The following is a 17921-nucleotide window of genomic DNA, read 5'->3' as shown; positions in this document are numbered from 1 at the left end:
TCTGCGCCGGGACCCGTGCGCGGTCCGTGTGCGCGGCAGCCGGCCGGCCGCCGCGCACACGGACCGCCCAGCGGTGCGCCGATCAGTTCCGCGGACACGTGCGGTCGGTACTGTTGACGGGCTCTCGGGAAGGGGCGGACGCCATGGCGCAGGGCGCATACGCATCGGTGAACGGCATCGACCTCTACTACGAGGTGCACGGCCCGGAGTCGGCGGGGCCGTCGCTGGTCCTGCTGCACGGGGGCGCGCACACGTTCCGCCTGAGCTTCCGCGCGCTGCTGCCCGCGCTGTCCGCCGACCGCCGGGTGATCGGCGTCGAGCTGCAGGGCCACGGCCACACCGCGGACGGGGAGCGCCCGTTCAGCATCCGCCAGTGCGCCCAGGACGTGCTGGCGCTCCTGGATGAGCTGGGCCTGGAGCAGGCCGACCTCTTCGGCTACAGCCTGGGCGGCCTGGTCTCGATCGACGCAGCGGTCCTGCGGCCGGAGCGGGTCGGCCGGCTGGTGCTGGCCGCGGCGCATTTCCGGCCGGACGCCTACTATCCCGAGATCACCGCGCCGGAACAGGACTCGCCCCGGCTGCCGACCGGCGCCGACTTCGCTGAGATGCAGCGGGCCTACGCCGAGACTGCTCCCGACCCGGACCACTTCCTGCCCTTCCTGGAGAAGATCCAGCCGGCCGTCCACGACTTCACGCCCTGGACGGAGTCCGAGCTGGACCGGCTGGCCATGCCGGTCCTGTTGATCATCGGCGATACCGACTTCGTCCGGCTGGAGCACGCGGTCGCCATGCAGAACCGCCTGCCCGACTCGCAGCTGGCCATCCTGCCCGGCACCAAGCACACCGAGGTCGCGAGCCGGGCCGACCTGGTACTGCCCATGGTGAAGGCCTTCCTGCGCCGCTGAGGCGGGCCGACCGGGGCGGCATATCCGGTGCCCGGCGCGGACCCGCACGGGACGTGCCGGGCCGTGGCGCGCAGTGGGCGGTTCAGGGGGCCGGTCAGCGGGCCGGCGGGCCGGCCCCGGAGGCGGACCGGAGGTGGCTGCGGACCGCCTGCAGGTCGAACAGGACGAGCAGCTCGACGGCGCCGCCGTCGGCGCTGCCCAGCCAGTGCGGCGCGGAGGTGTCGAACTCGGCGGCCTCGCCCGGCGGGAGGGTCAGGTCGCGCTCACCGAGCACGAGGCGCAGGCGCCCGCTGAGGACGTAGAGCCACTCGAAGCCCTCGTGGGTCTGCGGCTCCGGTTCGCGCGGCTCCGGCGCGGCCGGGATGAGCATCTTGAACGCCTGCGGTCCGCCCGCGCGGCGGGAGAGCGGGAGGAAGACCATCCCGAACCGCCGGATCGGCTTCGGATGGATCCGCGGGTCGCCGGTGTGCGGGGCGCCGACGAGGTCGTCCAGCGGAACTCCGTAGGTGCGGGCCAGCGGCAGCAGCAGCTCCAGCGTCGCCCGGCGCTGGCCGCCCTCCAGCCGGGACAGCGTGCTCTCCGAGACGCCGGTCGCCGCCGCGAGGCCGGCCAGGGTGATGCCGCGGGCCCGGCGCAGCGCCCGCAGCCGGGGGCCCACTGCGCCGAGTACCTCCTCCGTGCCGCCGCCCATACCGGCATCTTGCCACAACGGCAAGATTGCGTGCCAGGGCGCGCAGGCCCGGTGAGACTGGGCGCATCCGACCCGAGGAGCCCGATGAGCACTGCAGATGCCGCCGCATTCTGGAACGGCGTCTACGCCGCCCGGCCCGCACCCGCCGAGCCCGCGCCGAACACCCGGCTCACCGAGGCGGCCGCGGAGCTGCCCCCCGGCCGAGCGCTGGACCTCGGCTGCGGCGGGGGCGGCGACACGCTGTGGCTCGCCCGCCGCGGGTGGCACGTCACCGCCGTCGACATCGCCGCCACCGCAGTCGAGCGGACCGCCGGCCTCGTCCGGGCGCTGGGCCTGGGCGGGCAGGTCGCCGCCGAGCAGCACGACCTGCACGCCTCCTTCCCGGCTGGCCGGTTCGACCTGGTCTCCGCCCACTACCTGCACACCTCCTTCGCCCTCGACCGGCCGGCCGTGCTGCGGGCGGCCGCGCACGCGCTGAACCCGGGCGGGCGGCTGCTGGTCGTCGACCACGGCTCGACCGCCCCCTGGTCGTGGAACCAGGACCCGGACGCCGGTTACTCGTCCCCGCAGGAGGTCGCCGCCGGTATCGCCGCGGACCCGGAGATCTGGACGGTCGAGCAGGCGGACGCGCTCCGGCGGATCGCGACCGGCCCCGGCGGCCGCACCGCCGAAGTCACCGACCACGTCCTGCTCATCCGCCGCACCGCCAGATCCGCCCACCGCACCGCAGAGGAGCCCGCCATGCCCACCGACAACCGCCGCACCGACGCGCCGCCGCCGCGGACCGGCGCCGGGGAGGCCGCGACCCTGCGCGGCTTCCTCGACTACCTCCGGGACTCGATGGCCGCGAAGGTCGTCGGCGTGCCCGAACCGCAGGTCCGGACGGCGGGGGTGCCCTCCGGCACCAACCTGCTCGGACTGCTCGCCCACCTGGAGGCCGTGGAGCGCGCGGTCTTCCTCGGCGAGGCGGCCGCCGACTGGCAGGCGACGTTCCAGGCCGCGCCGGACGCCACCGCGGCCGGCGTCGCCGCCCGCTACCGCGACGCGGTCCGGCGCGCGAACGCGGTCCTCGACGGCTGCCCCGACCTGGGCGCGCCCGTGCCCCGCCCGCCTTCGGCGCGCCCCGCCCCCAGCGTCCGCTGGGCCCTCGTGCACATGATCGAGGAGACCGGCCGCCACGCCGGCCACGCCGACATCCTGCGCGAGCAGATCGACGGCGCCACCGGGCGCTGACGCCGGGACCCGGACCCGCGGCGGCCGGGCCATCCGGCGGGGGCCTACGCGGCGTCCGACTGTTCCGACCGCCACCGGTCCTGCTGGCCGGCGGCATCCTGGTCGGCCGCACCGCCTTCATGCTGCCCGGGCCGCCGGCGGCCGCGGCCCCCGGCCCCAGCGGCGCAGGGGGGCCGGCGCACGGGAGCGGCGCCCTGCCGCTCCCGCCGCGCCGCCGCCCTGGCGCGTCAGCGCAGTCCCGGCGGCGGGGTGCGCGTGGCCGGGCCCTCGTATCCGGCGAGGACCCGGCGGGGGAGTGGGCCCTTGATCCGCGCTCCGCTGCCGCTCTCCTCCCAGGCGTGGGCGAGGATGCCGACCGAGCGGGAGAGCACGAAGAGCCCGCGGGCGAGCTCCGCATCGAACCCCAGCGACGCATAGACCACGGCCGTGGCGCCGTCGATGTTCATCGGGACCGGACGGCGGCGCCCTGCGCCCAGCGCGGCCTCCAGCGCGAGCGCGGACTCCAGCGGGCCCGGGTCCACGAGCTCGGCGCCGGCCGCCGCGCGCACCCGTTCCAGCAGCGGGTCGCGCCGCGGATCGCGCGGGTGGAACCGGTGCCCGAACCCGGGCACGTAGGCGCCGCGCTCCCGGTATTCGGCCGCGATTCCGGCGGCGGCATCCGCCGGCGCGGTACCGCCGGCGCGGAGTCCGGCCATCCTGCCCAGGAGCGCCACGCACTGCTGGCCCGCGCCGCCGTGCACGTCACCGAGGAGGTTGGCCCCCGTGGCCACCGCGCTGTTGAGGCCGACGCCGCAGGTGGCGGCCATCCGCGCGGCCGCGATCGACGGCGCCTGCGGCCCGTGGTCCACCCCGGCCACCAGTGCGGCCTCCAGCAGCCGCGCGTGCTCCGGATCGGGGAGCTCGCCGCGGAGCAGCAGCCAGATCACCGAGATGAAGTCGGTGCCGCCGATGAGGTCCTGTACCGGATAGCCGCGCAGCTCGATTTCGCCCGGCGCGATCCGGGTGATCGCCGTCGACCACCATGCGCCGACCTCTTCGGGGGCCATCCGCTCGTCGGAGAGGGTCACAGCGCATCGGCCTTTCGCAGATCATCGACGTCCTCGGGCCCGTAGCCCGCCTCCTGCAGCACCTGGTCGGTGTGCTCGCCGAGCAGCGGGGGAGCACGGTGCGGGCGCAGCGGTGCGCCGTCGACGTGCACCCCGCTGCCGAGTACCCGCAGCTCGCGGTCCTCGGCGCCGGGGAAGGGCAGCGTGTGCACCAGCCGGCGGTGGGCGACCTGGTCCAGCTCCAGGGCCTCGCGCACGCCCAGCACCCGCGCGGCCGGGACCCCGGCGGCGGCCAGCCGCTCCTCCCAGGCCAGGGCAGTGCCGTCGCGCAGCCGCTCCTCGATGGCGCCGCGCAGCTCCGCGCGGTTGGCCTTGCGGTCCTCGCGCCGGGCGAACCGCGGGTCCTCGGCCAGTTCGGGAGCGCCGATCACCCGGCAGAGCGCAGTGAACTGCTCCTGCTTGTTGGCCGCGATGTTCAGCGGCCCGTCCCCGGTCTGGAACGTGCCCGAAGGGGCGGCGGTGGCGTTCTCGTTGCCGATCCGCTCCGGCTCCACGCCCGCCGAGAGGAGGTTGGAGGCGCCCCACCCCATCGCGGTCACCGCGGTGTCCAGCATGGAGACGTCGAGATAGGCGCCGGCGCCGGTGCGGCCGCGCCGGACCAGCGCGCTGCTGACCGCGAAGGCCGCGGCCATCCCGCCCAGCACGTCGGCGACCGGGAAGCCGGCGCGCAGCGGCCCGGTCCCGTCGGTGCCGGTGGCCTCCATCATGCCGGACAGGCCCTGGATGATCTGGTCGTAGGCCGGGCGCTCGCTGAGCGGCCCCTCGGCGCCGAACCCCGACACCGCGCAGTAGACGAGGCCGGGGTTGGCGGAGCTCAGGTCCTCCCACCCCACCCCCAGGCGCTCCATCACACCGGGGCGGAAGTTCTCCAGGAGCACGTCGGACTCGGCGGCCAGCCGGCGGAGCACGTCGCGGCCCTGCGGTGCCTTCAGGTTGACCGCCACCGAGCGCTTGCCGCCGTTCTGCGCGAGGAAGGAGGCGCCGAGCCGCTCGTCGTTGAGCTCCGCCGAGGCACCGAGCCGCCGGGCCAGGTCGCCGGAGCCGGGGAGCTCGACCTTGACCACGTCGGCGCCCATCAGGGCGAGCTGGTATCCGGCGTAGGGGCCGGCCAGGACATTGGTCAGGTCCAGCACCCGGATGCCGGACAGCGGCAGGGGCGGCGTTCCGGCGCTCATCGGGCCTCCCCGGTGCGTGCCGCGCCGGCGCCGGGGCCGGGGTCGAAGCCGATCGCGGCGATGCGCTCGGCGGCGGCGGACACCGCAGGGCCGAAGCTGCGCACCGCGGCGTCGGTGAAGCGCGCGGTCGGGCCGCCGAGCGCCAGGGCGGCCACCGGTGCGTCCGCGGTGCCGCCGAAGACCGGCGCGGCCACGCCGGAGACCCCCTGCTCGCGCTCGCCGTGGCTGACGGCGAACCCGCGGCTGCGGGCCTCTTCCGCCTCGTCCCGCAGCCGCCCCAGGTGCGGCGGGCCGTGCGGGGAGGCCGCGGCCACCCGGCGCAGGACCGCGTCCGGCGCCCCGATCAGCAGCACCTTGCTGGCTGCGCCGCCCCAGAGCACCATCTCGTCGCCGGTCTTGACGATGTGCCGGAGCCGGTGCGGGCCCTCCTCCTGGGCCACGCACACCCGCACCGCGTCGGCCCGCACGTAGAGGTTCACGGTCTCGGAGGTGTCTGCCGTCAGCTCGCGCATGACGGCCCGCACCGCGTCGGGGACCTGCCAGACCGCGTGCGCCAGGCGCGCCCACCGCAGCAGGCCCGGCCCGGCGCCGATCCGGCCGTCCGAACCGGTCCACAGCAGGCCGCGCTGCTCCAGCGTCTGGACCAGGCGGATCACCGTGGTCTTGGCCAGGCCGGTCAGCTCTACCAGTTCGCGAGTGGAGTACCGCTGGTTCCGCTCGTCGAAGAGGTCCAGCATGTCGAGCGCGCGCACCACGCTGCGGACCCCGCCTCCCGTCTCCGCCGCCATCGCCACCCCTCTTGAGGTCCATCTAGTGGACCCATTGTCCTACTCAGTGGTTCGGTGGGCAGCGTAATGCATCGCGAATCCCCGCGCCAGGGCGGGCTGCCGGCGGGCGGCGACCACCGCGGTTGCCCGCGGTCGGCAGCTTCGACCTCGGAGACTGCCCCTGTTTGGCCACCCTTTCCGTATATGAAGAAAAGATGTCGCCGCAGGATTGACACGGCGCGGAGTGATTCGCATCATTCTCTGAGCCGACTGGCGGCCCTTTGGGTCCGCCTGGTGGACCACGAGGGTGAAGGAGGCTTATGGAGAGCAAGCGCGCGCTCCGCGCAGCCGGTGCCGCGGCCGCAGCGTGCACCGTCGCAGCCGCCGCGGTCAACGCGGCCCAGGCGGGGACCGACGAGTCGGAGGCCCGGGCCCGCGTGGACATCGTGGTGCCCGCCGACCCCGGCGGCGGATGGGACCTGGTCGCCCGGGAAGCCCAGCACGCGATGCGCGTCAACGGCATCGTGGACAACACCCAGGTGACCAACCTGCCCGGCGCCGGCGGCACCATCGGCCTCGCCCAGACCGTGCGCCGGGAGGGCGAGGCGACCACGCTGATGGCCACCGGGACCGTGATGATCGGCGGCATCATCGTCAACGACTCCGCCCAGACTCTGGACGACACGGTCCCCATCGCCCGGGTCGCCGACGACTACGAGGTATTCGTGGTCCGCGACGACTCCCCGCTGCAGGACATGGGCGACCTGATCAGTGCCTGGCAGGACGACCCGGGCGCGGTGCCGGTCGGCGGCGGGTCGCTCGGCGGTACCGACCACATCCTCGCCGGGCTCGCGGCCCAGACCGGCGGCGTCGACCCGGGCGCGGTCAACTACATCCCCTTCGCCGGCGGAGCGCAGGCCCTCACCTCGCTGCTCTCCGGCGAGATCGCCGTCGGCGTCTCCGGCTACAACGAGTTCAGCGACCAGATCGAGGCCGGGAACCTCCGCGTCCTCGGCGTCTCGGCCGACGAGCGCGTCGACGGACTGGAGGAGTTCCCGACCCTTCCCGAGCAGGGCGTCGACGCCGTGCTGCCGAACTGGCGCGGCTTCATGGCGCCGCCGGGGATCACCGAAGCCGAGCGGCAGGAGCTGACCGCCATCGTCGAGGAGATGGTGGCCACCCCGGAGTGGCGCGACACCCTCGCACGCAACCGCTGGGACGACACCTTCCAGGCCGGCGAGGAGTTCGACGCCTTCCTGCTGGAGGAGACCGACCGCATCACCGACGTCACCGAAAGTCTGGGGCTGGCATGAACCCGCCGACCACCGCACCCCCGGCCGCGCCGCCGGACACCGGGACCGCGGCGCCGCGCTCCTGGTGGACCGGGCGCAGCGAGCTCTTCGTGGGCCTGCTCGTCATCGGCATCGGCGCCTTCACCGCCGTGCAGACGGCCGCCATGCACGTTCCCGACACCAGCACCGGGCCCGGGCCGCGCCTGTTCCCGTCCCTGGTCAGCGGACTCATGATCGTGCTCGGAGTCCTCCTGGCCGCCCAGGTCGTGCGCCGGCCCGCGGCCCCCGCCGGCGACGCTCCGGCCGACGCCGCCGACCCCGTCTCCGCACCCGCAGAGCGCAGCGACTGGCGGGCCGTGGGCACCGTGCTCGGCGCCGTCACCGCCTTCACCCTGCTGCTGCAGCCGGTGGGCTGGCTGCTCTCCGGGGCACTGCTGTTCTTCGGGGTGAGCCGCGCCTTCCCCGGCGGGCGGCCGCTCTTCGAGGCGGGCGTGGCCCTCGTCTACTCCGCCGTCGTCCAACTCGTCTTCGTCGCCGGCCTCGGGCTGAACCTGCCCTCCGGAATCCTGGGAGGCCTGCTCTGACATGGAGACCCTCGCGCTCCTCGGCAGCGGCTTCGCCGATGCCCTGACCCCCGCCAACCTGCTCTGGGCCTTCCTCGGCGTCCTGCTCGGGACCGCCGTGGGCGTCCTGCCCGGCCTCGGCTCCGCCATGGCCGTCGCGCTGCTGCTGCCGGTCACCTTTAAGCTCGACCCCACGGGCGCCTTCATCATGTTCGCCGGCGTCTACTACGGCGGACTGTTCGGCGACTCCACCACCTCGATCCTGATGAACACCCCGGGCAACAGCTCCGCGATCGCCACGGCCATCGAGGGCCACCGGATGGCGCTGCGCGGCAAGGCGTCCCAAGCCCTGGCCACCTCGGCCATCGGGGCGTTCACCGGCGCCGTGGTCGCCACCGCGGCCGTGGCGTTCTTCTCCGGGGTCATCGTCGACATCGCGCTGCGCTTCGGCCCCGCCGAGTTCTTCGCGCTCGCCGTCTTCGCCTTCACCGCGACCTCCGCGGTCGTTGCCCGCTCCATGGTCCGCGGCCTGATCGCGCTGTCGATCGGCCTGGCCATCGCCATGGTGGGCATCGACGCCCAGAGCGGCGCCGAACGCTTCACGCTCGGCGTCCCCTCGCTCTTCGAGGGCATCGGCATCGTGACCGTGACCGTCGGGCTGCTCGCCCTCGGCGAAGTGCTCCACGTCGCCGCGCGCGCCCGCCGCGGCGGGCAGCCCTCGGCAACCGCGGCGCTGGGCGGGTCGCTCTGGCTCACGCCGGCCGACCTGCGCCGCGCGGCCCCCGCCTGGCTCCGCGGCCTCGGCTTCGGCCTGCCGTTCGGCACCATCCCGGCGGGCGGATCGGAGATCCCCACGTTCCTCGCCTACGGCACCGAGCGCCGCCTCGCCCGGCTCCGGGCCCGGCGCGGAAAGGGCGACGACGAGTTCGGCCGCGGCGCCATCGAGGGCGTGGCCGCTCCGGAGGCGGCGGCCAGCGCGACCGCCGGGACCGCCATGGGCGCCCTGCTCGGCCTGGGCCTGCCCACCTCGGCCACCGCCGCCATCATGCTCGCCGCGTTCCAGCAGTACGGCATGCAGCCCGGCCCGCTGCTGTTCGAGCGCAACGCCGACCTGGTGTGGGCGCTGCTGGCAAGCCTGTTCATCGGCAGCGTCATGCTGCTGATCCTCAACCTGCCGTTCGCCCCGCTGTGGGCCAAGCTCCTGCTGATCCCGCGGCGCTACCTCTACGCCGGCATCACCGGCTTCGCCGCGCTGGGCGTCTACGCCTCCTCCTACTCGGTCACCGACCTGTGGCTGCTCATCCTCCTCGGCCTGCTCGGGTTCCTGATGCGCCGCTACGCGATCCCGGTGGCGCCGGTGCTCATCGCGGTCATCCTCGGCCCCCTCGCCGAGTCCGAGCTGCGCCGCGCCCTCGCCATCGGGCAGGGCGACGTCGGCGTCCTGTTCACCGGGCCGATCACCCTGGGCATCTACGCCGTGGTCCTGGCCGCGGTAGCGGTGGTCGCCGTCGGGCGCTTCCGGGCCCGCCGCCTCCCGGCCGCCGAGGCCCCGGAACCAGCGGCGCACTGACCGTCCGGTGCGGCCGGGCGGTCAGGGAAGGCGCGGCGCGCCTCCGGGGGCAGAGGGCCGGGCGGACTGATCCGCCCGGCCCTCCGGCGCGGGGGACGGCGTTCGGCGGGCGTGCAGCGGGGCGGCTATCCGCCGGACGCGCCCGCGTCGCGGACCGACGCCGCGACGATGTCGGCGGCCTGGGCGCTGATCACCGCGCGGTCGTCCTCGAACTCGGGGTCGGTGACGGCGCTGTCGGAGCCGAAGTGCAGGATCGGGGTGTGCACGTGGCCGGCGGGGACGGAGCTGCCGGTGGCGTCGCGCAGCAGGGTGTTGCGGTAGGCGATCTCGTTGGACAGGTAGTTGCCCCCGCCGCCCTGGCGCGCGGTGGAGCCGGGGGTGGGGCCGTCGGGGCGGACCACGGGCTCGGTGCCGCCGGCCGGGATCTCCTCCACCTCGGTGTTGTCGATGACGGGGAAGGGCGCCCCGGAGGTCTCCTCGGCGACCGCCGCGCGGTCCACCGTGGAGTCGGACCACTGGGGCTGGGGGTCGACGGTGGGAACGCCCTCGGGGATCGGGACCGTCTCCGGCGTGCCCGCATTCTCGTTGTCGGCGGTGCCGCCGCGCCAGGCGCCGTTGTGGGCCTCCAGGTCGAAGCGGCCGTCCCGGCCCTGGCTGAGGGTGAGGACGGCGTCGGCCGGGCGCTCGCCGGTGTAGTGCGGAAGCAGGGCCTCCTCGACCATGCCGTCGGCGAAGTCGCGCCAGCGGACCGGGAAGAGCATCGCCTCGACGGCCGCGGGGCCCTGCTCCGTCTCGATCACCGCGCCGTCGAGGGCGAGCGCGGCCGCACCGGAGGGGTTGGCCTGGCGGATGTCGTTGTCCAGTTGGAACGGGTCGAACCCGGTGACGACGACGCGCAGGTCGGCGTCCCCGCCGGCGGCGGAGAAGTCGGCGTCGCCGTGGCCGCGCGAGCGCCGGTCCAGGTCGGCGACGAGCGCCGCGCGCGCGTCAGCGTCCAGCGCGAACCCGGGCTCCCACCGGTTGAGGGCCGAGGCCATGCCGAGCCGCGCCCAGTAGAGCGGCCGGTCGTCGCCGGCGCTCAGTTCGCCGGCCGCGCCGGATCCGCGGACGCGGTCCACGGCCGCCCGCCACAGCTGGTCCCCGTGCCGGCTGACCACCGCCTCGGCGGCGCCGGCGTCCGGTGCTGAGCAGAGCGCGCGGACGAAGCGCTCCACCCGGGCGTCGAACCCGGATCTGCGCAGGATCTCCTGCGGCACCTCCCCGGTCGCGCGGGCCTCCTCCACGGTGGCGCCGTCCTCCGCGAGGCAGCCGCCCGCTGCGTCGGCCCGGGCCGGCCCCGCCAGAGCCAGTCCGGGCGCCAGAACGAGCGCGGCCGCCGCGACGCGCGCGGCGGCCCGGGGGAGGGTGCGGCCTTCCCGCTGTTCAGCCTTCATCGATCGGCCCCTTCTCTGTGTGGTCGCGCCAGCACTGCGCGCACCACGCTAGAGGGCGGGCCCGCACCGGCCGCGCACGGGGGCGGCGCCGGGCCTACCTCCGGTCCATCCGGTAGTGCAGGTGCAGCGCGCGGAGGCGGCCGAGGCGCAGGTCGTGGTCGGCGCGGACGGTGCCGCCCCCGTCGGGGTAGACGTCGAAGCGCTCCACGACGGGGATCCGCCGCGCCCACGCCGTGCTGCCGCCGCTGCGGACCACCAGGTAGGCGCCGTCGCCGCCGAAGGGGCCGAGAGGGGAGACCAGCGCCAGATGCCCCTCGGCGTTCACACTGGGCCGCAGGAACACGGTGACGCTGCCGTTGGGCAGCGGGAACACCACGCGGATGCTGGGGCGGCTGCGCCCGGGAAGCGCGACGGCGCTGTACCAGCCGCTGTAGACGGTCTGCCCGGTGGCCCGGAGCCGCCGCACCCACGCCGCGCCGAGCAGACTCCCGCCGGCGCCGCGGACGGCCGTGACCTCGCTGTCCATTCCGCGGGCGGTGTCCATCGGATCCAGCGGCAGGGCGAGCTGCTGCAGGCGCCGGCTGAACACGCCGGAAATGAGCGCCCCGGCGGGGCGGGCGAGCGGGCGCCACGCCGACCACGCCTCCATCCGCCACTGCGCGGTCGACTCGTAGAAGCCGCGGACGTCGGGGTGTACCGCCGACGGGTCGAAGCCCTCCCCGGCCAGCTGGCCGAGGCTGTCGAGGAGGCCGCCGTCCGGAGCGGTCGCGGCCGTGCCGCCGAGCCGGGCGGCTTCGGCACCGATCCACCGGTCGGCGATCAGGCCGGCGCGCCCCACCGGGCCGTCCAGCCACGGCGCGGCGCGCAGATCCACCCGCCGGCCGGACCGCCGCACCCAGCGCTGGGTCAGCCGGTCCAGTCCGCTTCCCTCGCGCATGCGCGCCACGCCCCTCCCGCAGTGGCCGGGCGACCGGGCCGCGTCCAGGCTAGCCGCGGCGGATGCGCGCCGCACGGGCCGTTCCCGCCCGGCCGCCGCCGCGCGGCGTATGCTGCCGTCGTCCGAGCCCCGGGGCCGGAGCGCGTGCGGCGCGCCCGGACCCCCGCACCGCGCGTCCGCAGGAGGAGTTCCATGGCCAGCGTGCACAGCAGCACCGTCGACATCACCACCGAGGACGGGACCTGCGACGCCGACCTCCTGTACCCCGATGACGGCGCGCCCCATCCCGGAGTACTGCTCTACATGGACGCCTTCGGCCCGCGCCCCGCGCTCCGGACGATGGCGGCCCGCCTGGCCGGCGCGGGCTACACCGTCCTGGTGCCCAACGTGTTCTACCGCAGCGGCCCCGCGCCGGTCGCCGACCTGCCCGACTTCATCGACCCCGCGGCGCGGCCGGAGATCTTCGCGGTCCTCGGTCCCAAGATGCAGGCGCTCACCCCCGACCTGGCGGTCCGCGACGCAGGGGCCTACCTCGGCTTCCTTGCCGCGCTGCCGCAGACCGCCGAGGGGCCGGCCGGCACGGTCGGCTACTGCATGGGTGCGGCCCTGGCGCTGCGCACGGCCGCCGCCTTCCCCGACGGAGTGGCCGCAGCGGCCGGCTTCCACGGCGGCAACCTCGCCACCGAGGACCCGGACAGCCCGCACCGTGCCGCCGTCGGCATCGGAGCTGGGGCCGAGCTCTACTTCGGCCACGCCGACGCCGACCCGGCGCTGCCCCCTGAGCAGATCGAGCGCCTCGACGCGGCGCTCACCGCCGCCGGGGTCCGCTTCGCCGCCGAGGTCTACGCCGGCGCCGGACACGGCTACACCCAGGCCGACACCGCCAGCTACCACCCCGACGCCGCCGAACGCCACTGGAAGGCGCTGCTCGACCTGTTCGGCCGCACCCTCTGACGACCGGCGCACGCGCCGGCCCGGCCCGCTGCCATCGCCCGGCGGCGGGCAGCGGCAGCGCCCCGCCGCCGGCTCAGCGCGGTGCGTCTCCGCAGCATCGGAACGAAAAGACCGGTCCATCTGAGTGCGCAGCGCACCCGGCTCGCCCGGGCACGTGAGTGCTGAACTGCGCGGCGCGGGCTGCGGTTGAGGAACCGGACCGGTAACTGCCGCAGGCCGCGGATCCGCGTCTGGGCACCCAGCGGCGCCCCGCCAATGCCGTACAGCGAGCAGACCGGGTCCGCAGTGCACCCGGCTCGACCTGGCGGGTGAGCGCGGCGGACTGCGGGCGCATGGTGCCGCTGGAGTAGCGGACCTGGAGCGGGCGCAGGCCGCGGCGCCGCTCCGGCGGGAGTGCCGCGTACTCCAGGTCGGAGGCGACCGCGGCCATTCGCCTGCTCAGGCGAGCGGCCGACTGGGGGAGGACGACCGGCCCTAGGCCGTCACGTCGATGACGAACTTGCCGCGCACGCCGCCGGCTTCGAGCGCCCGGTGCGCGCCCGCGGCGTCGGAGAGGGGGAAGACCCGGTCCACCAGGGGGCGCAGGGCGCCGGTCTCGGTGAGGCGGGTGAGCTCTTCGAACGCGGCGCGGCGCGGGTTGCCGCTGAAGAAGCGGATGCGGGAGCGGCCGCGGAGTGCCGAGGCGGCGATCGTGCCCAGCGACCGCCCCATGCGGTCCAGGTCGAAGGAGACCGCCACCATCCGCCCGCCCGGCGCGAGCAGCCGGCGGTAGGCGGCCAGGTCGGTGCCCGCGGTGTCCACCACCACGTCGAACCGCCCGAGCTGCTCGGGGGAAGTAGTGCGGTAGTCGTACGCCTCGTCGGCGCCGAGCTCCTTGGCCAGGGCGAGGTTGTCGGCCCGGGCCAGCGCGGTGACGTGCGCGCCCCAGGCGCGGCCCAGCTGCACCGCACCGAAGCCGACCCCGCCGGTGGCGCCGCGCACCAGCAGGCGCTCGCCGGGCTGCAGCCGCGCCTTGTCGCGCAGGGCTGTGACCGCCGTCGTCGCCACCGGCAGCGTGACCGCCTCCACCGGGTCGAGCCCGGACGGGGCGGGGGCGAAGCGGTCCCGCGGGACCGCGATGTATTCGGCCATGGTGCCGAACCCGCGCAGCAGCCCCCACACGCGCTCGCCGGCCTGCACACCCGTGACCCGGGCGCCCACCGCGGCCACGTCGCCGACGAAGTCGATCCCGGTCTGCTTGGGCCACTTCGACCCCAGGATCGCCTTCCCGAGCAGGCCGAGCCGCCCCGAGCGGCCAGCGAGCTCGCCCCCGTTCACGCTCGCCGCCAGCACCCGCACCAGGACCTCGTCCGGTCCGTGGGCGGGCACCGGGATCCTCCCTTCACGCAGGACCTCCGGCGGCCCGTACCGGTCGTACAGCGCGGCGCGCATCTCCTGTGCCATCGCCGCCTCCTCTCGTTGCCGTCGGCACCCGGCGGGGCGCCCCGTCCTCGAAAGCTAGGCAGCAGCGCGGAGCCCGGCCGCGCGCAGCGGCTAATCTGAGAGATATGCGCGCGGATTCGTCTCAGCTGGCCTCCGAGGGCGCCCCGCAGCGCGCCGACGCCGTGCGCAACCGGGAGCGCATCCTCGCTGCCGCCCGCGCGGTCTTCACCGAGCGCGGCATCGACGCGCCCATGGCCGCAGTGGCGCGCAGCGCCGGCCTCGGCACCGCGACGCTCTACCGGCACTTCGCCACCCGCGACGCCCTCATCGTCGCCGCGTTCGAGCAGCAGATCCGCGCCTGCACCGGCGTCGTCGACGACGCGCTCGCCGACCCGCGCCCGTGGCACTCCTTCGCCGCCGCCGTGGAGAAGGTCGCCGTGATGGGCGCCGTCGACCGCGGATTCAGCGCCGCCGTGCTGCACGCCTTCCCGCGCGCCTTCGACCTGGAGGACCTGCGCACGCGTACCGAGCTGGGCATCGAGCGGCTGATCGCGCGCGCCAAGGCCGCCGGTGTGCTGCGCGCCGACTTCGACCGCACCGACCTCACCCTGCTGTTCATGGCCGTCGACGGCGTGCGCGGCGCGGCCCCCGGCGAGTCGGCCGCCGGCGCCCGCCGCCTCGCCTCCCACCTGCTCCGCTCCTCGGCCACGGTCGCCGCCCCCGTGCCGCCGCTGCCGCCGCCCGCGCCGGTGGGGACCTCGCCGCACTGACCGTGCGGATGGCAGAGGCCCCGTCCGCCCGGATAGGCCAGCGCCGATGTGGGGAGCACGGCGGCCAGCGCACCCGGTCGCCCATGCCGGTGCCCCAGTCCGCGCCGATTTCGACCGCACCGGTCTCGCTCTGCTTTTCGCGGCTGCTGAGGCCGCCGGGTCAGGCTGCCGTGCTGCCCGCGCGGCGGCACCGGGCTGCACAGTGTGACGCCGCGTCATGGTTGGTCCGTGGAGATGTCACTGCGCTCCAGTGACGCGGCCGCACTGCCGGCCCGGCGCCGTCCGCGATGGGCTTGGGGCAGTGACGACCCGAGGAGACACCGCCATGCAGCCCGACAGCGCTACCCGCCCGGACCACGGCAGCAACGGAACCGCCCACCCGCGCGCGGACACCGGGGGGACCGGCGCCCGAACCGGATCCGCGCGGCCGGGGTGGCCGGAGATCGGCGCCGGCCTCTTGGCGCTGGTGGCCGCCACCGCGGTCCTGCTGCTGTTCGGCCCGCTGGGCCTGGACCTCGGCCCGGTGCCCTTCGGGCTGGTGGTCGCCGCCTGGTCCGGCGTTGCCGGACTGGCCGGCTTCGCGGCGGCCGCGCTTCTGCGCATCCGCTCCTTCGCCGCCTTCAGCGTGCGCCGCACCACCTGGCGGTGGATGCTGGCCGGCGTGGCCGGGGGAGTGGCCGCCCTGGCGGTGAAGGGCCTGCTCATCGCGGGGCTGACCGCCCTGACAGGCTTCGACTCCGACCCGCAGTCGATGTACTACGACGCCGCGGGCGGCGGCCTGGTGCCGCTGCTGCTCACCCTGCTGTTCCTGGCGGTGCTCACCCCGATCGGCGAGGAGTTCCTCTTCCGCGGCGTGGTCGCCAACGCGCTGCTGCGCTACGGCCCGGTCACCGGCGTGCTGTCCAGCTCGGTGGTGTTCGCGCTCTTCCACGGCATCAACGTCATCCTGCCCGCAGCCGTCGTGGTGGGCATCGTCGCCGCCGAGCTGATGCGCCGCAGCGGCTCCATCTGGCCCGCGGTCGCGGTGCACGCCGTCAACAACGCGGCGCTGCCGCTCCTGGTCCTCGCCACCGGCTACGCGGGCCCGGCCTGATCCGGCTCCCCGGAACCGGGGGCGAGCGCCTCCGCGAAGAGTCCGGCGTTGCCGGTCATCCAGTGCACCGTGAGCCGCACCGCGGCGATCCGCCAGCCCTGCGGCGTGCGCTCGAAGCGGTTGGTGTAGGTGCCGTGCACGACCGCCTCGCTGCCGCCCGGCCCGCCCGGCCGGTGGTGGGCGGCCTGGACGTAGGAGGTGCAGATGGCGCGGTCGTCGCCGTCGAACACGACCACCGGGTTGGTGATCATGTGCTGCGTGGCGGTGAAGGACTCCATCCGCGGCGCGGTTGCGGCGACCCACGCGTCGGCGGGCATCCGCGCGGGAGGCTGGCCGAAGCTGTCGCTGAAGTCGATCTCCACCTCGTCGGTGAAGCAGGAGCGGAACAGCGCCCAGTCCCGCGTGTCGGTGCCGGTCGCGTAGCGCAGCTGGACGCCGACGATGTCGGCGCGGTCGAGCAGACGGGCCAGCCGGGCGCTGTCGGCGCTGCTTTCGTTCGCGCCGCCGCTCCGCGGGTGCACCTGGGCATTTTCATGTGACGTAGTCATGTGAATAAGGGTGCGTCATCCATGTGACAGTGTCAAATGAAGCCCCTTCGCGCCTGACCGATACGGTGATCCCGTGGCGACGAGGGCTGAATCTGCTGCGGAGACCCGCCGCGCGCTCATCCGCGCGGCAACCGGACTGCTGGACGAAGGGGGTCCCGGCGCGGTGACGCTGCGCGCCGTCGGCGCCCGCGCCGGCGTGTCCCGTGGTGCGCCCTACGGGCATTTCGCGGGAAAGGACGACCTGCTGCGGCAGCTGGCCGTGGACTTCTGGGACGCGCTGGCCGGCGAGGTGGAGCGGTTGCGCGAGGCGGACGCCAGCCCCGGCGTCCACCTGGAGCGGGCGCTCGGCGCGCTCATCGCGCTCGGCCGCCGCTACCCGCACCGCTACGCGCTGATGTTCGCGACCCCCGCCGACGCGCCCGAGGCCGCCGAAGCCGCGCACCGCCTCGAAGGGCGGTTCCTCGACATCGTCGCCGACCTCGCCGGCCCCGACAGCGCCCGCCGCTGGGGTGCGCTGCTCATGGCGAGCGCCCACGGCATCGTCGGACTGGACCTGAGCGGCCACCTCGCCGAGGAGAAGTGGGGCGTGGGCACCGATGAGCTGGTGCGCACCTTGATCGCGGCCATCCCCGAGCGGCCGCTCTGAAGGCCGCCCGCACCGGCGGCGGAGAATGCGCCCGGCGCGGACGCGCAGAGCCCCGGCACGCGGTTGCCGCATGCCGGTGCTCTGCGCGGTGGCGGGGCCGGTCCGTCCCCCCGGCCTCCGCGCCGCCGCATTACACGGTGTTGCCGGCCGGAGCGCCCGCGCCGTGCAGCGCGTGTTCGTAGTCGGCCAGTGCCGCAGGCGCGACCTCGGTCATCTGCGCGAAGACCTCCTCCGGGATGTTCGCGGACAGCAGCGCGTACTGCTCCTCGGTCGCGACCCGGAACATCATGCCGAAGACGAGCGGCACCTGCGCCGGGGTCAGCTGGGGGAGGCCGTGCTCGCCGACCGAGGCCCACTCGGCGTTGGTGCAGTAGCGGTCGATCAGCGGGAGCACGTCCCGCTCCTCGGCCGCGAGGTGCTCGTGCAGCGAGCCGAGCACGTCCTCGACCGCCCGGGCGAGGTCCTCGCGCTCGGCGGCGCCCGACTCAGTGCCGTAGGCGTCCGACCGATCCGCCACGGTGTCGAGCAGGGAGTGCAGCACCTGGTGCTGCTCCTCCATGGCGGCCACCAGCGGTGCGAGCTCGTCGGGGCACCGCTCCGACAGGATCGGCCACAGGACGGTGTCTTCGGCCTCGTGGTGCGTGCTCAGGATCGCCACGAGCAGGCGCGCGTGGTCGGCGACGGCCCCGGCGCGCTCCGGATCCCCCTCCGTTCCGCGGATGAGATCCGGCAGCTCCCCGAAGGCCCGCCGGAGCATGTTGTGCACGACGTACATGTCCCGGCTGTCGGCCGGCGCCTGGTCCGCCATAGGTGTCC

Annotated in this window: 18 protein-coding genes and 1 pseudogene; 10 read left to right on the top strand and 9 right to left on the bottom strand. The window is 75.3% G+C overall.

The annotated features are described in order from the left end of the window. Positions 1–143 precede the first annotated feature (143 nt). On the top strand, positions 144–905 hold the full coding sequence (locus ACYVGT_RS05525) for an alpha/beta fold hydrolase (protein WP_460855311.1): 762 nt from the start codon (positions 144–146) through the stop codon (positions 903–905). A 94-nt stretch (positions 906–999) separates the two neighbouring features. Here the strand turns inward: ACYVGT_RS05525 and ACYVGT_RS05520 are convergent, their stop codons facing one another. After that, positions 1000–1596 (bottom strand): helix-turn-helix domain-containing protein, encoded by a 597-nt coding sequence (locus tag ACYVGT_RS05520; protein WP_460855310.1) that lies wholly within the window; start codon positions 1594–1596, stop codon positions 1000–1002. Between the two features lie 84 nt (positions 1597–1680). On the opposite strand from ACYVGT_RS05520, the pseudogene ACYVGT_RS05515 reads away from it, so the two are divergent. Together ACYVGT_RS05515 and ACYVGT_RS05510 are read left to right on the top strand one after the other, a co-directional pair. Then, positions 1681–2124: pseudogene (locus ACYVGT_RS05515) on the top strand (class I SAM-dependent methyltransferase); the annotation flags it as partial. A gap of 213 nt (positions 2125–2337) precedes the next feature. Beyond that, entirely contained in the window at positions 2338–2829 is a 492-nt protein-coding gene (locus ACYVGT_RS05510; protein ID WP_460855332.1) for a DinB family protein, read from the top strand. A 227-nt stretch (positions 2830–3056) separates the two neighbouring features. Here the strand turns inward: ACYVGT_RS05510 and ACYVGT_RS05505 are convergent, their stop codons facing one another. Genes ACYVGT_RS05505 through ACYVGT_RS05495 form a run of 3 tightly spaced genes read right to left on the bottom strand, consistent with a single transcriptional unit; the run spans position 3057 to position 5898 of the window. Continuing rightward, complete coding sequence (locus tag ACYVGT_RS05505; RefSeq protein WP_460855309.1) at positions 3057–3896, bottom strand: citryl-CoA lyase; 840 nt, start codon at positions 3894–3896, stop codon at positions 3057–3059. Beyond that, on the bottom strand, positions 3893–5110 hold the full coding sequence (locus tag ACYVGT_RS05500; protein ID WP_460855308.1) for a CaiB/BaiF CoA transferase family protein: 1218 nt from the start codon (positions 5108–5110) through the stop codon (positions 3893–3895). The genes ACYVGT_RS05505 and ACYVGT_RS05500 overlap by 4 nt, the downstream gene beginning before the upstream one ends. Beyond that, a complete protein-coding gene (locus ACYVGT_RS05495) occupies positions 5107–5898 on the bottom strand; it encodes an IclR family transcriptional regulator (protein WP_460855307.1) in 792 nt (263 codons plus the stop codon). The genes ACYVGT_RS05500 and ACYVGT_RS05495 overlap by 4 nt, the downstream gene beginning before the upstream one ends. A gap of 299 nt (positions 5899–6197) precedes the next feature. Between ACYVGT_RS05495 and ACYVGT_RS05490 the strand changes: the two genes are divergently transcribed. The 3 genes from ACYVGT_RS05490 to ACYVGT_RS05480 are packed head-to-tail and all read left to right on the top strand — an operon-like array spanning position 6198 to position 9302. Beyond that, complete coding sequence (locus ACYVGT_RS05490) at positions 6198–7190, top strand: Bug family tripartite tricarboxylate transporter substrate binding protein (protein ID WP_460855306.1); 993 nt, start codon at positions 6198–6200, stop codon at positions 7188–7190. Then, on the top strand, positions 7187–7753 hold the full coding sequence (locus ACYVGT_RS05485; RefSeq protein ID WP_460855305.1) for a tripartite tricarboxylate transporter TctB family protein: 567 nt from the start codon (positions 7187–7189) through the stop codon (positions 7751–7753). Before ACYVGT_RS05490 ends, ACYVGT_RS05485 begins: the two co-directional genes overlap by 4 nt. A gap of 1 nt (position 7754) precedes the next feature. After that, entirely contained in the window at positions 7755–9302 is a 1548-nt protein-coding gene (locus ACYVGT_RS05480) for a tripartite tricarboxylate transporter permease (RefSeq protein WP_460855304.1), read from the top strand. 125 nt (positions 9303–9427) lie between these two features. On the opposite strand, the gene ACYVGT_RS05475 is transcribed toward ACYVGT_RS05480, so the two are convergent. Next, positions 9428–10735 (bottom strand): pyroglutamyl peptidase, encoded by a 1308-nt coding sequence (locus tag ACYVGT_RS05475; protein ID WP_460855303.1) that lies wholly within the window; start codon positions 10733–10735, stop codon positions 9428–9430. Between the two features lie 94 nt (positions 10736–10829). Then, the gene (locus ACYVGT_RS05470) at positions 10830–11672 is read right to left on the bottom strand and encodes a hypothetical protein (protein WP_460855302.1); all 843 of its coding nucleotides are present in this window, start codon (positions 11670–11672) and stop codon (positions 10830–10832) included. Between the two features lie 192 nt (positions 11673–11864). Here ACYVGT_RS05470 and ACYVGT_RS05465 point away from each other — a divergent pair, with 192 nt between their 5' ends. Beyond that, positions 11865–12626, top strand: a complete 762-nt coding sequence (locus ACYVGT_RS05465; protein ID WP_460855301.1) for a dienelactone hydrolase family protein — start codon at positions 11865–11867, stop codon at positions 12624–12626. 474 nt (positions 12627–13100) lie between these two features. Here ACYVGT_RS05465 and ACYVGT_RS05460 read toward each other — a convergent pair whose 3' ends face one another. After that, a complete protein-coding gene (locus tag ACYVGT_RS05460) occupies positions 13101–14069 on the bottom strand; it encodes an NAD(P)-dependent alcohol dehydrogenase (RefSeq protein WP_460855300.1) in 969 nt (322 codons plus the stop codon). A 104-nt stretch (positions 14070–14173) separates the two neighbouring features. Here ACYVGT_RS05460 and ACYVGT_RS05455 point away from each other — a divergent pair, with 104 nt between their 5' ends. Together ACYVGT_RS05455 and ACYVGT_RS05450 are read left to right on the top strand one after the other, a co-directional pair. Next, positions 14174–14818 carry a TetR/AcrR family transcriptional regulator gene (locus tag ACYVGT_RS05455; protein WP_460855299.1) on the top strand — a complete coding sequence of 215 codons (645 nt, stop codon included), beginning with the start codon at positions 14174–14176 and terminating at the stop codon, positions 14816–14818. A gap of 301 nt (positions 14819–15119) precedes the next feature. Beyond that, positions 15120–15911: a lysostaphin resistance A-like protein gene (locus tag ACYVGT_RS05450; RefSeq protein WP_460855298.1), complete on the top strand. Its 792-nt coding sequence runs from the start codon at positions 15120–15122 to the stop codon at positions 15909–15911. Here ACYVGT_RS05450 and ACYVGT_RS05445 read toward each other — a convergent pair. Continuing rightward, the gene (locus ACYVGT_RS05445; protein ID WP_460855297.1) at positions 15893–16459 is read right to left on the bottom strand and encodes a nuclear transport factor 2 family protein; all 567 of its coding nucleotides are present in this window, start codon (positions 16457–16459) and stop codon (positions 15893–15895) included. The two genes, ACYVGT_RS05450 and ACYVGT_RS05445, sit on opposite strands and share 19 nt — an antisense overlap. 73 nt (positions 16460–16532) lie before the next feature. On the opposite strand from ACYVGT_RS05445, the gene ACYVGT_RS05440 reads away from it, so the two are divergent. Next, a complete protein-coding gene (locus tag ACYVGT_RS05440) occupies positions 16533–17105 on the top strand; it encodes a TetR/AcrR family transcriptional regulator (protein ID WP_460855296.1) in 573 nt (190 codons plus the stop codon). A 130-nt stretch (positions 17106–17235) separates the two neighbouring features. Here the strand turns inward: ACYVGT_RS05440 and ACYVGT_RS05435 are convergent, their stop codons facing one another. Continuing rightward, a complete protein-coding gene (locus tag ACYVGT_RS05435; RefSeq protein ID WP_460855295.1) occupies positions 17236–17913 on the bottom strand; it encodes a hemerythrin domain-containing protein in 678 nt (225 codons plus the stop codon). Positions 17914–17921: the final 8 nt, after the last annotated feature.

It is taken from the genome of Nocardiopsis coralliicola (genome assembly GCF_054779695.1).
The sequence above is the reverse complement of the archived record's forward strand: the minus strand, read 5'-3'. Positions and strand labels throughout refer to the sequence as shown.

Coding starts and splice junctions, on each gene's coding strand:
- ACYVGT_RS05475 (WP_460855303.1), bottom strand. CDS start 10,735: ATGAAGGCTGAACAGCGGGAAGGCCGCACCCTCCCCCGGGCCGCCGCG.
- ACYVGT_RS05435 (WP_460855295.1), bottom strand. CDS start 17,913: ATGGCGGACCAGGCGCCGGCCGACAGCCGGGACATGTACGTCGTGCAC.
- ACYVGT_RS05490 (WP_460855306.1), top strand. CDS start 6,198: ATGGAGAGCAAGCGCGCGCTCCGCGCAGCCGGTGCCGCGGCCGCAGCG.
- ACYVGT_RS05455 (WP_460855299.1), top strand. CDS start 14,174: ATGCGCGCGGATTCGTCTCAGCTGGCCTCCGAGGGCGCCCCGCAGCGC.
- ACYVGT_RS05520 (WP_460855310.1), bottom strand. CDS start 1,596: ATGGGCGGCGGCACGGAGGAGGTACTCGGCGCAGTGGGCCCCCGGCTG.
- ACYVGT_RS05495 (WP_460855307.1), bottom strand. CDS start 5,898: ATGGCGGCGGAGACGGGAGGCGGGGTCCGCAGCGTGGTGCGCGCGCTC.
- ACYVGT_RS05460 (WP_460855300.1), bottom strand. CDS start 14,069: ATGGCACAGGAGATGCGCGCCGCGCTGTACGACCGGTACGGGCCGCCG.
- ACYVGT_RS05445 (WP_460855297.1), bottom strand. CDS start 16,459: ATGACTACGTCACATGAAAATGCCCAGGTGCACCCGCGGAGCGGCGGC.
- ACYVGT_RS05485 (WP_460855305.1), top strand. CDS start 7,187: ATGAACCCGCCGACCACCGCACCCCCGGCCGCGCCGCCGGACACCGGG.
- ACYVGT_RS05525 (WP_460855311.1), top strand. CDS start 144: ATGGCGCAGGGCGCATACGCATCGGTGAACGGCATCGACCTCTACTAC.
- ACYVGT_RS05480 (WP_460855304.1), top strand. CDS start 7,755: ATGGAGACCCTCGCGCTCCTCGGCAGCGGCTTCGCCGATGCCCTGACC.
- ACYVGT_RS05500 (WP_460855308.1), bottom strand. CDS start 5,110: ATGAGCGCCGGAACGCCGCCCCTGCCGCTGTCCGGCATCCGGGTGCTG.
- ACYVGT_RS05510 (WP_460855332.1), top strand. CDS start 2,338: ATGCCCACCGACAACCGCCGCACCGACGCGCCGCCGCCGCGGACCGGC.
- ACYVGT_RS05465 (WP_460855301.1), top strand. CDS start 11,865: ATGGCCAGCGTGCACAGCAGCACCGTCGACATCACCACCGAGGACGGG.
- ACYVGT_RS05470 (WP_460855302.1), bottom strand. CDS start 11,672: ATGCGCGAGGGAAGCGGACTGGACCGGCTGACCCAGCGCTGGGTGCGG.